6 protein-coding genes are annotated in these 12,934 nt (G+C 43.1%); all 6 read left to right on the top strand.

The genetic code is table 11. The annotated features are described in order from the left end of the window. Position 1: 1 nt before the first annotated feature. Genes J0656_RS01550 through J0656_RS01525 form a run of 6 tightly spaced genes read left to right on the top strand, consistent with a single transcriptional unit; the run spans position 2 to position 12,876 of the window. A complete protein-coding gene (locus J0656_RS01550; RefSeq protein WP_207031014.1) occupies positions 2-2,368 on the top strand; it encodes an ABC transporter permease in 2,367 nt (788 codons plus the stop codon). Positions 2,369-2,389: 21 nt separating this feature from the next. Next, positions 2,390-4,822, top strand: a complete 2,433-nt coding sequence (locus J0656_RS01545; protein ID WP_207031013.1) for an ABC transporter permease — start codon at positions 2,390-2,392, stop codon at positions 4,820-4,822. Positions 4,823-4,844: 22 nt separating this feature from the next. After that, positions 4,845-7,295 (top strand): FtsX-like permease family protein, encoded by a 2,451-nt coding sequence (locus J0656_RS01540; protein WP_207031012.1) that lies wholly within the window; start codon positions 4,845-4,847, stop codon positions 7,293-7,295. Between the two features lie 24 nt (positions 7,296-7,319). Further along, positions 7,320-9,731: an ABC transporter permease gene (locus J0656_RS01535; protein ID WP_207031011.1), complete on the top strand. Its 2,412-nt coding sequence runs from the start codon at positions 7,320-7,322 to the stop codon at positions 9,729-9,731. Positions 9,732-9,775: 44 nt separating this feature from the next. Continuing rightward, complete coding sequence (locus J0656_RS01530; RefSeq protein WP_207031010.1) at positions 9,776-12,202, top strand: ABC transporter permease; 2,427 nt, start codon at positions 9,776-9,778, stop codon at positions 12,200-12,202. A gap of 11 nt (positions 12,203-12,213) precedes the next feature. Further along, a complete protein-coding gene (locus J0656_RS01525) occupies positions 12,214-12,876 on the top strand; it encodes an ABC transporter ATP-binding protein (protein WP_207031009.1) in 663 nt (220 codons plus the stop codon). Positions 12,877-12,934: the final 58 nt, after the last annotated feature.

Below are 12,934 nucleotides of genomic sequence, written 5' to 3'. Positions count from 1 at the left end.
CATGATCAAGAACTATCTAAAAATAGCATGGAGAGGGCTTGTTAGGAGCAAGGTTTATTCAACAATAAACATTGTCGGCCTATCCATGGGACTTGCCGCCTGTATGCTGATAGTTCTTTATGTTGGCCATGAGCTGAGCTATGACAAGTTTCATGACGATGCCAGTAACATTTATCAAGCGGAAACTAAGATAACCTTTGGTAAGGACCCCATCCATATACCGTATTTGGATTATTCCGATGCCCCGGAAGGTAAAGGAAGTGTAGCAGGAATCCAAGAATACCTAAGATATCAAAAGGTTTCCGAAAATGTTATGGTTACCAATACAGAGAACCCTTCGTTAAAGTTTTCCGAGGATAAGGTTTTGTTCGCAGACCCAAACTTTTTTGAGTTCTTCAGTTTTAACCTTATAAAGGGCAACAAAGGAGAGGTATTGGCCAATCCCAACAGTATTGTTATTTCCGAAAGGACGGCCACAAAGTATTTTGCGGACAGCGATCCTATTGGAAGACCGCTACAGCTTTTTGGTGATGAGATATTTACCGTTACAGGGGTCTCAGCCGACCCACCTTCGAATTCAAGCATAGGTTTTGATTTTATCCTGCCCATTTCCAGTATGTTGGGAATGGAAAAATATAAGGAGGATATTGAACAAGGGCACTTGAACTTCACCACACTTTTCCTGTTGGATGGATCGGCCGACCCTAAAATGGTCGAGGCAGGCCTGCTAAATTCCTTTGGAAAGAACGCAGGTGATGATGTCCAAAAAAAATACCTGTTGAGGCCACTACAGAGTCTACATTTAGGTGAGGATTGGGCTAAAAACAAATACATCGGCATATTTCCATTGGTAGCCCTTTTGATTTTGATATTGGCATTGGTAAACTATGCAAGCTTGTCCACTGCCCGCTCCACAACACGTTCAAAGGAGGTCGGAGTCAGAAAAGTAATGGGAGCACCCAGAAGGGCCATTGCACAACAATTCTATTTCGAATCCGCGCTTTACACGATCATATCGTTCGTTTTGGGCTATTTTTTATGTCTTACACTACAACCTAAATTCTTTGAGCTTTTAGGGGTCCAAGTGGACAACGCATTCATTTTTAGCCCCGAAATGCTAATGTCACTTGTATTGCTCCTGTTACTGACCATATTTTTGGCAGCTGCATATCCCGCCATTTTACTTTCCTCGTTTAAGCCCATTGTGGTACTACAGGGAAAATTGAGCAAGCAGCAAGGAGGAATAGCGCTAAGAAAGTTTTTCACTGTTTTCCAGTTCGGTATATCGGTAGCCCTTATTATTTGTGCATTTGTAATGGATGGGCAGCTGGATTATTTCAGGCACGCCGATACAGGCGTAAATAGGCAAAATATTGTAATGCTGCCTTTTTCCGAAAAGCTCGGCAAACACTTCGGAGCATTTCAAGAAGAGGTGAACTCCCTTTCGGAAATAGTGGAAACCAGCTCAGGTATTTTACCACTATACAAGGGGCATAATATGATGAGTGCCCAAAGCGACAATGGTGATGAGATGATTTTTTTGCCAACGCTTACCATAAACAAAGACTTTGTTTCGATGATGGGCCTTTCATGGGCGGTACCACCTAAGGACTCTATTGCTAAAATGGGGAACCGGTCTGCCGTGATAATTAATCAAGCTGCTATTGCCAGATTAAACCTAAGAGATGATCCCATTGATCAAAAAATTAATGATCAGTATGAAATCAAAGGCGTGCTGAAAGATTTTAATTACTCCTCGCTGCACCACAAGATAGGCGCGTTATGCCTGTTTATAAAGAATGACCCTTCTTACAAATGGCTTGAAAAAGGAGGGGTGCTCTATGCCAAGGTTGGACCAAAAACCAATATTCCAACAATGTTGGATGGACTAAAGGCCAAATATCAGAAATATGACAACGAGCAGCCATTCGAATATTATTTTCTCGACGATGTTTTTGACTCACAGTATAAAGCAGAAGACCGTTTGGCAAAGATTTTTGGAGTCTTTACGGGCTTTGCCATGTTGATTGCGGTAATGGGACTTTTCGGCTTGGCCACTTTCACGGCATTGCAACGAAGAAAAGAAATCGGGATTAGAAAAGTATTGGGCGCTTCGGTAGAAAACGTGACCACATTATTATCCAAGGATTTCTTAAAACTGGTGCTTTTTGCCATTTGCTTGGCCTCACCATTTGCATACTGGTTTATGGACAAATGGTTGGAAAACTTTGCTTATAGGGCCCCCATGTCATGGTGGATATTCGTTTTGGCCACATTAGGAACTTTGTCGGCCGCCATATTAACGATTGGTTACCATGCCATTAGAGCGGCCAGTGCAAATCCAATAAAGAGCCTTAGAACGGAATAAATCAATCAAAAAACGAGAATCATGTTCAAAAACAACATCAAAATAGCATGGAGAAGCCTAAAAAAGCAGCCATTCTTCACCTTCCTTAACATATTTGGATTAGCAATAGGAATGGCTGGTGGGCTTTTGCTCGGCCTTTACATTTGGGACGATCTTAACCACGATAACATGTTCACGGATGCGGAACGCATTTATCGTATTAATGCCGACACGAAATTTGGGGGCGCCGAAGAAAATGTTTCGGAGATATCCGCACCCATGGCCCGGGCAATGGTAAACGACATCCCACAAGTTGAAATGGCCACAAGGTTCAGAAATATTGGGAGCGTATTTATTCGACCACAAGATGAAATGGATAACGTTAGGGAGTCCCATGTTTCGTATGCCGACTCCACGTTTTTTGATATGTTCGGAATCGATCTTTTGTACGGGGATAGACATACGGCATTAGTGGAGCCCAATACATTGGTTATGACACGTACCGCGGCAGAAAAACATTTTGCTGTTGATCAAGCAGTCGGAAAAACACTGATAATCAATGATGAGGATGTTTATACGGTCTCAGGGGTATTGGAAGACCTACCAAAGAACTCGATATTTAAGGACAAACCCATTTTTTTGGCCATGTCCGGTTATGAAGATGCCCTACAGGCAGAATGGGGCAGTCACAACTACTATACGTTCGTAAAGTTAACCCCCGGTGTTTCTGGCGAAGACATTCAGGACCAAATGCAGGCCATGGTCGGGAGGTATGTTATTCCTTATGCACAAAAATTCTTTCCCGGTATCACCGAACAACAATTTTTGGAGTCGGGGAATTACATTAACTATTCCACCATTCCCTTAAGGGATATTCATTTATACTCCAAAAGAAGCCCGGAGTTCAGCACTGTCAGCGATATCAAGAATGTGTACATCCTTGGGGCAATCGCTTTGATACTTTTGGTGTTGGCTAGCGTGAACTTTATGAACCTGTCCACGGCCCATTCCCTTAAACGGTCAAAAGAAGTGGGTATACGAAAAACATTGGGATCCCAGCGTAGTGGATTAATCGGCCAGTTTTTGACCGAATCTGGACTGATCGCCGTGGGCTCATTGATTTTTGCCTTGTTGATCGCGGCCCTTGTCATGCCACTGTACAATGACCTTGCCGGGAAAGAATTGTCCATACCCTATGCCAATCCTGTTTTTTGGTTGATTTTGATCGTAGCAGCATTGGTCCTTGGTCTGTTCTCTGGAAGTTACCCCGCATTCTTCATGTCGCGTTTTGTTGCCGCAAAAGTACTGAAAGGTCAAGGGGACAACTCCATTGGAGGCGGTAGGGTAAGAAATGCATTGGTCATACTTCAATTTAGTATATCCGTATTTCTGATTATGGGGACCCTAACGGTATTTCAGCAACTGCGTTTTATACAGGGGAAAGACCTCGGTTATGGAAAAAACCAAGTATTGATCATAGGGGGTGTTAATGGCCTTGAAGGAAAAAGACAGGCGTTCAAAGATGCAGTACTTCGGTTAAGTCAGGTGAACACGGCAACGTTGAGCAGTTACCTGCCCACGCCATCCTCGCGCAGCAGCGGAACCTATATGCTGGCAGAGGATAGGAGCCAAGAAAGATCCATCAATATGCAGCAATGGAATGTTGACGATGATTATATCTCCACAATCAACCTTTCCCTTGTTTATGGAAGGGACTTTGATGTGACAAAATTCCCGACCGATTCATCTGCGGTCATATTAAATGAAAAAGCTGTGGCCGTTTTGGGAAAAACTCCTGAAAGTGTTATTGGAACCCAATTTGTCAATGACTTTGAGAACGGGTCTTTGTCGACCGTAGTCGGAGTGGTCAAGAATTTTCATTTTGAGACACTTAAGGAAGAGGTAGGGGCCCTGGCTCTTTTCAATGGCGGCGGAAATCCGGATAATTTGGCCATCAAGCTCGAAGGAGGAGATGTGACAAGAACCGTGGCAGCAGTGGAGAATATATGGAGGGAGATGGCACCTACACAGCCCTTTGAACATTATTTTATGGACGATTCCTTCAACAATAGTTATGAAGCGGAGCAGCGATTGGGGCAGATCTTCATGGTTTTCACCTTGCTGTCCATCGTAATAGCCTGCTTGGGCCTGCTTGGGCTTGCTGCTTTCAATGCCCAAAAACGGGTGAAGGAAATCGGAGTGAGAAAGGTTTTGGGCGCGGGTGTCGGACAGATTGTCTACCGGTTGTCCGCGGACTTTTTAAAATTGGTCGGACTAGCCATAGTTATTGCATTGCCCTTGGGGTGGTATGCCATGGACCGATGGCTTCAGGACTTCTCGTACCGAATAGAGATACCATGGTGGATATTTGCCCTGTCCGCATTATTGGCCATTGGAGTTGCCATAGTAACCGTTAGTTACCAAAGTATTAAGGCGGCCGTAGTGAATCCCGTCAAAAGCTTACGAACAGAATAACCAACCACAAAAAGCAAATCACATGTTGATCAATCATCTTAAAATAGCCTGGCGAAGTATCTTAAAGAACAAATTGTTTTCCTTCATCAATGTGGTTGGTCTTTCCATTGGCCTCTGCTCCGCATTGGTCATCGGGGCCATTATTTATTTCGATTTTTCGTTCGACACCTTCCATAAGGACAAGGATAGGATATATCGGGTCACATCGCTTTTCAAGTCCGGAAACGATGAGTTTACCAATAGAGGTGTCCCTGTTCCCTTGATGCAGACCTTCAAGGACGGGGTTTCGGGAGTTGAGGTGGTGGCACCTTTTATGAGCGCGAATTTTTCAAAAGTTGAAAACAAAAGTCAGGAGGTGGTTCTCAAAAATGTGAACGATGGTATTTTTGCCGACGAGGGCTATTTTCAATTATTTGATTACCAATGGCTGGCGGGCAATTCACAAACTGCACTATCAGAACCCGCACAAGTTGTGCTGACCAAGAATACCGCAGCAAAATATTTCCCCAAAAAAAGTCCTACAGATGTGATTGGAAGCACCTTGGTCTACAACGACTCCATCAATGTGAAGGTTTCGGGAGTCGTAGCTGATTTTGAAAAAAACACCGATTTAAAGTTTACGGATTTCATGTCCATGAGCTCCGCAAAAATGTTCGGCGAAAAAGAAATTGCGACCAGTGATCAGTGGAACAACACAAGCTCTGGAGACCAATTGTTCTTCAAGGTCAGAGAAGGGGTCGATATGGCCGCCATACAGTCCCGATTGGATGCTTTGGCCAAAGAACACAAAAACACTGCAGCCTGGGCTGCGGATGATGAAAGGTTGTTCGTGCTGCAAAGCTTGCCTGAAATTCATTTTGGGGGCAAAAGCGGCGATTACCCATTCAATAACTCAGACCATGTGGCCAGCAAGACCGTTTTGACAAGCCTATCCTTTGTAGCATTGTTTTTATTGTTGTTGGGCTGCGCCAACTTCATCAACCTAAATTCGGCCCAAGCACTCACGCGCGCAAAGGAAATCGGTATTCGAAAAACCTTGGGGAGCTCCAAAAAGCAAGTGGTGCGCCAATTTTTGGGAGAGACCTTCATTTTGACCGTTCTGGCGACGCTCCTATCTCTTTTGATGGCTCCTTTCCTGTTGCAACAGTTTTCCGAGTTTTTACCAAGTGGGATCGACCTTTCGGTTTTATACAGTATGCAAGGGATACTTGGAATTATTTTGTTGGTGACCATTGTAAGTATATTATCGGGCTTCTATCCCGCATTTGTGCTTTCGAAGTTTAGACCGGTTGCCGTGCTAAAGGGACAGTTTACAAAAGGAGACAAAGGCACGCGTTTGCGCAAGACCCTTACGGTTTTTCAATTTGTGGTCGCCCAAGTATTTGTAATAGCAACGATGTTGGTCACCAAACAACTGCATTTTGTCATGAACAAGGACATGGGCATCAAGACCGAGGCGGTGGCCTATGTGCGCCTTCCATGGAACGATAAGTCCGAAGTAAAAAAAGAAAGGTTGTTTTCCCAAATGGAGAAGATAAAGGGACTTTCCAAAGTAAGCTGGGGCGGAAACCCACCCACTTCCAACAATATATCCTCCACAATTTTGACCTATTTCAAGGAAGAAAACGAGATGCACCAAGAAACCGAAATGCTCTGGGGGGACATAACCTATCTTAAAACCTACGGAATACCCCTGTTGGCGGGCAGGGAAAGATTGAACGACAGTGTAAAGGAGTACATTGTAAACGAAAGGTTTGCCAAGGCTTTGGGCTTTCAAGATCCCGCTGAGGTCGTGGGCACTTTTCTAAAGATGGACAGCACACAAATTCCGGTAGTGGGACTAATGCGAGATTTTAACCAAAGGTCGTTAAGGTCGGACATTGAACCATTGGCCCTGACCGGGGATTGGGGCAACAGCAATTATTCCAGTTTTAATGCCATTCATTTTGACCTTGGCAATAATACCGATAATTGGAACGAAACCATTGAAGGCGTAGAACAGGCATGGGCTTCGGTTTATCCCGATGAAGAGATACAGGTAGAGTTCATGGACGAATTGGTGGAAGGCTTTTACCGAAGGGAAAGAAGTACCGTACAGCTCTTAAAATGGGCCACAGGCCTGGCCATATTGATCAGTTGTTTGGGACTTATGGGCCTAGTCGTTTATACCACTGAAAGAAGGGTCAAAGAAATAGGGGTGCGAAAAGTATTGGGTGCCAATCTGGCCCAATTGAATATTTTATTGTGCAAGGAATTTTTGATTCTTGTAGCGGTTGCCTTTGCCGTTGCAGTGCCCATATCATGGTATTTGGTGCAGGAATGGATAGAAAGCTTCGCGTACAAGACCGAACTAAGCTGGTGGGTGTTCCTGGCCAGCGGCGTTGGAATGGCCGTTATTGCCATGGCCGTAACCGGGGCAAGAACATACAAAACGGCCAACATCAATCCGATAGAAAGCTTAAGGAACGAATAGAGTAACCAATCAAAAACGAAAACCATGTTCAAGAACTATCTAAAAATTGCTTGGAGAAATCTGGTAAAGAATAAAATTTTCAGTGTAGCCAATATCGTTGGCCTCACCTGTGCGTTTGCCGTGTCCATTTTATTGACAATGACTGCATTGTTCGAACTATCCTTTGATCAATTTCATCTAAATAAGGACTCTGCCTATCAAGTCTACCTGACCAACCAGACCCCTAGGGGAGCCGAGACCAGCACATCCAACCCTGTTCCTTTGGCAAGTGCCCTCAAGGAAGAAGTGCCCGGAATAAAACGAACCACCAGAACACTGAGTGAAGATGCCCTGATTTCTTTTAATGATAAAGATTTGGACTTGGATGCAGAATATGTGGATGCGGAGTTCTTTAATATTTTCACATTTCCCGTTATAGCAGGGAACACCGGTAATCCCCTGCCCTCCAAAAACGCGGTTTCCATCACCGAGGAAACGGCCACAAAAATGTTTGGAAACACCGATGTGGTCGGAAAGGTAGTTCAGGTGCGAATTGGAGGAGAGGAGCACCCCTTCACAATTGCATCAATTTTAGAGAACACGCCTCCCAATAGTAGTATCGATTTTGATATTGTGATACCGTTTGAGAACCATCCGGAATATGAATCGAACAAGGACGTCTGGAACTCACAATTTCACCCCGTTTATCTGCAATTGGAAGATGGGATGACGCCACAACAATTTGAAATCAATTCAAGAGCCTTTGCCAACCTGCATTACAAGGGAAGTATTGAAAGCGATAAAAGGGATGGTGCATCGCCCGATGAAAATGGTCAATACAAACAATTCCACCTTTTGCCGGTAAAGGACCTTCATTTTGCGACATTTAAAGAAGGTCTGGTCGATACCGCCCATACTTTCCCCTATTTAATCTTGGGCGTTGCCTTGGTGATCATTTTTATAGTTTGTGCCAACTTCATAAACATGAACATTGCCCTGAGCGAAAAGCGATTAAAGGAAATCGGCATGCGCAAAACCCTTGGGGCCGTTAAAAAACAATTGTTTTTCCAGTTTTGGATGGAGAGCCTTATTGTGTTTTTGATTGCTATTGGTCTCGGACTTTTGGTCAGTAATTTGCTTATTGGTCCGTTCAAGACCCTTTTTGTCACCAAGGCCACCTTTGCCAACGTGACCCGACCAGGAATTATAGCACTATTTGTTATATCGATTTTTGTGATCACCCTTATTGCCGGAGGTTATCCTGCATTGATTTTGAGCAAGCTCAGCACCTTGAGGGCACTAAAAGGAAAGTTGGATTTTGGGAAAAACCGGTTGAGAAACGGCCTGATCGTGCTTCAATTTGTGATCGCCATCATATTGATCAGCGGAACCTTGGTCCTTCATGGGCAAATAGAGTTTTTGAGGAATAAGGACCTTGGGTACAACAAGGAACAAGTGGTGTCCATTCCCTTGAACGGAAGAAAGGATAGTTATGCCATACTGGAATTATTGCGCGATGAGCTTTCCCAGGCCCCGGGTGTTCTCAGCGTTTCGGGCTCCGACAGCAATTTGGGCCTTGGAAAGGATGGCAGCATCACCAGTAGTGCCATGGGATTTGATTATAAAGGAAGAGGGTTGATTACAAATGCACTTACCGTGGATTACGATTACGCCAAAACCTTGGATATCGAGCTTCTGGAAGGACGCATGTTCGACAAAAAATATAGCACCGACAGTCTGAGTTTGGTAATCAACGAAAGTATGGCCAAACAATTTGGGGAAGATGACCCGCTGTCCATCCGAATCAATATGGATGATTCCGTCACGTATTCTGTCGTTGGGGTTATAAAGGACTATTATTTTCAGGATGTAAAAAGGGATGTAAAACCCCTTACACTTTTCTTGAACCGCAACTGGGATTTGTATTACGCCTATGTGAAGATTGCTCCGGACAATGCCGCGCAATCCTTTGATGCCATAAAAGCCGCGTGGGAGAAGATTGAGCCCCAAGCTGACTTTTTGGGCTCATTTTTGGATGAAAACGTGGACCGCACCTTTAAAAGGGAGAAAACATTGGCCACCATTATAACCAGTGGCAGTATACTGGGGATTATTCTCAGCTGTTTGGGATTATTTGCCATATCCATGTTGGTGGTCGCACAACGTACAAAAGAAATCGGAGTGCGAAAGGTGGTCGGCGCCAGTATATCCTCTGTGGCCCTATTGCTCACCAAGGATTTTTTAAAATTGGTAGGTCTGGCCTTCATCATTGCCACTCCGATATCCTGGTATTTTTTAAATGAATGGTTGCAGGACTATGCCTCCCATGTAAGCTTGAGTCCTTTGTTCTTTGTTGCGGCAGGGCTTACAGCTACATTGATTGCGTTTATTACAGTAGGATCCAGAACGGTAAAGGCCGCATCTGCGAACCCGGTAAAGAGTTTACGAGACGAATAAGTCAAACAAAATGATGGGCGAGAGCTTAACCAAAAAAGGAAACCATGTTTAAAAACTATCTAAAAATAGCTCTAAGGTACTTGCTGAAGAACAAGTTGTATTCTATCATCAACATTTTTGGCCTTGCCGTGGGGATAGCCTCATTTGTTCTTATAATGCTCTATGTAAATTATGAAAAGAGCTATGACACATTTGAAGGTTCCGAAAATGTATATAGGATCTACATGGATTATCTCGAAGGGGACACTTATGTGCCGGGCGATGCCATGACGTATAATTCGTCAGGCCCAGCCTTAAAGGAAATGTTCCCTGAAGTACTGGATTATGTAAGGTTTTACTATTTTGAAAAATTAGCTTTTAAAGTTGGCGAAAAGATCTTGGAGCAGCCATTGGGGTCTTTGGCGGACCCTTCTTATTTTGACATATTCAATTATCCATTGTTAGAGGGAGATAAAAAAACGGTTTTGGCAGAGCCTAATGCCATTGTTCTTTCAAAATCTTTTGCCAAAAAACTTTTTGGGAACCAAAACCCTTTAAGAAGAACAATTTCTGTATTTGAAGACGGTAAAGAGACCCAACTTACGGTTACAGGTATTATGGAAGATGTTCCTGAAACAGCTCATTATAGAAATTCGTTTCTAATTTCCTACGAGACCGAAAAAACATTGACCGATTTTGGACCCACAGCCCATGAGCTAAATTGGAACATGAACAATTATTACACCTATTTGAAGTTGGCTCCAAACACCAATATTGATGTCTTGCGTCAAAAAATAATTGACAGCGATATTGAAAAAAGTGAAACCGAAAGACATAACATAGAACCTATTGAGGATATTCATTTGTATTCCGATAAACCGTATGAAGTCACGGCTAACGGGAGTGTTCTGAGAATAAAGTTCCTAACGGCCATCGCTTTTATCATCCTTGTTCTTTCTTGGTTGAACTATGTTAATCTTTCGACGACCAAATCGATGGAAAGGGCAAAGGAAGCAGGCATAAGAAAAGTTGCCGGCGCAAAAAAATCGCAGCTCATAGTCCAATCTTTAATGGAATCCCTACTGCTTAACTTTATCGCCATGGCCATTGCCCTCTCGATAGTTTTTGGAGTACTCCCCCTCTATACCAACATCATAGGAAATGAGCTTAATCTTGATTGGGGGTTTATAGTAAGCTTTATCCCTTATTTTATTTTTATAGTAGGGGGCGTTATTTTGGCGGGACTTTATCCCGCGTTCCTGCTCAGCAGATATTCGCCGGCCAAAGCACTCAAAGGAAAGGTGAGGGCCTCTACCGAAGGCATCGGGCTTCGAAAAGGACTTATTGTAACGCAGTTTTTTGCTACAATTGTCTTGTTGACCGGGACATTCATTATCTCCAAACAAATCAATTTTTTGGATAATCAACCTATTGGTGCCGATGTTGGTCAAATTATAGCCCTGCACGGAACGGTGGTCTCGACCCAATCGGATTCTTTGGTAAATAATGATTTTAGGGTATTAAAAGAGCAATTGGAGGACTTCCCTTTTATTGAGAAGACCGCCATCGCCCAAACGTATCCAGGTGATAGTTTTGACAATCTGTCCTCAAGTCGTGGAATTTGGTTGCCCGACGGGAGAAGTGACAAAGCCAATATTTTCTATACCTATCATGCCCAACCGGATTACTTTGATTTAATGGACATTGAATTTTTGGCCGGGGGGACCTTTGTTCTGAATTCCAAGTTTGAAGGGAATCAAATTGTGGTGAACGAGACATTTTTAAAAACAGTGGGAATCTCCTCACCTGAAGACCTGCTGAATAAAACTGTAAGTTTCTGGGGAAACAATCAATGGAAAGTTGTAGGTATTATCAAAGATTACTATCACTTTGGATTAAAAACACCCGTTTTACCAACGATTGTCAGATATCAGGATGACATAAGCAATCTGTTGGTTAAAATTGACAAATCTTCTATATCGATTGCAGGATTGGAAACAGCATTGAGTCAAATTGAAAACAAATGGCATGAGGTTTTCCCTCAAAGTACATTCAATTATACCTTTTTAGATGAAAAATTTGAAGCCCAATATGAACAGGACAAAGCCTTTGGAAAGGCCTTTCAGATTTTTACGGTTCTTTCCATTCTTATTGCATCATTGGGACTTTTTGGCCTTACGGCATATACCGTTGTGCTGCGGAAAAAGGAAATAGGCATAAGAAAGGTAAACGGCGCCACTATAACACAAGTGCTAACCTTATTGAACAAGGACTTTGTAAAATTGTTGGGATTGGCCTTCATCATTGCGATACCAAGCTCTTGGTACGTAATGAACCAATGGTTGGAAGGATTTACGTATAGAACAAATTTCAGTTGGTGGATATTCGCTTTGGCGGGAACAACAGCACTTCTGATTACTTTTTTAACGGTAAGCTGGCAGAGTTTTAAAGCCGCTATCGCCAATCCAGTTGAATCATTAAAAGACGAATAAATAAACATACTATGCTATTACAACTCAACAACATATTCAAATGGGTCACTACGGGAGGCCAACGTATTTTTTTGCTGAAAGATATCAATCTGGAAGTGGAAGAAGGAGAGTTTATTTCAATAATGGGACCTTCGGGATCGGGAAAATCCACATTGCTCAACGTCATCGGGATGCTTGATAATTTTGATGAAGGGGAATACAATTTTATGGATGAATCCGTTCATTCCCTCAAAGAAAAACATAGGTCCAACCTGTACAAACAATACATCGGATTTGTATTCCAATCCTATCATTTGTTGGATGAGCTTACGGTAAAAGAAAACTTGGAAATGCCATTGATCTATAAGAAAATCAAAGGCTCCGAACGTAAGGCCATGGTAGCCGATATGCTGGACCGTTTCAATATTGTGGGCAAAAAAGACCTTTTCCCAGCTCAACTTAGTGGTGGCCAGCAACAGCTGGTCGGGGTGGCGAGGGCTTTGATTGCAAGCCCAAAATTGATTTTGGCGGACGAGCCCACAGGGAACTTAAACTCTAAACAAGGCGAGGAGATTATGGAGCTATTCAAGCAATTAAATGAAGAAGGGGTGACCATTATCCAGGTGACACATTCGGAGAAAAATGCGGAATATGGATCCAGAATCATCAATTTGTTGGACGGGAGAATGGTTTGATTTATAATACCAAAAGAAAAGTTCAAACTCAATACAGAAAAAGTATTGATTCTTGTAC

Source organism: Flagellimonas aurea (assembly GCF_017313785.1).
In the GTDB taxonomy this organism is placed as follows: domain Bacteria; phylum Bacteroidota; class Bacteroidia; order Flavobacteriales; family Flavobacteriaceae; genus Flagellimonas; species Flagellimonas aurea.
This window is presented reverse-complemented; position numbering and strand designations above follow the sequence as displayed.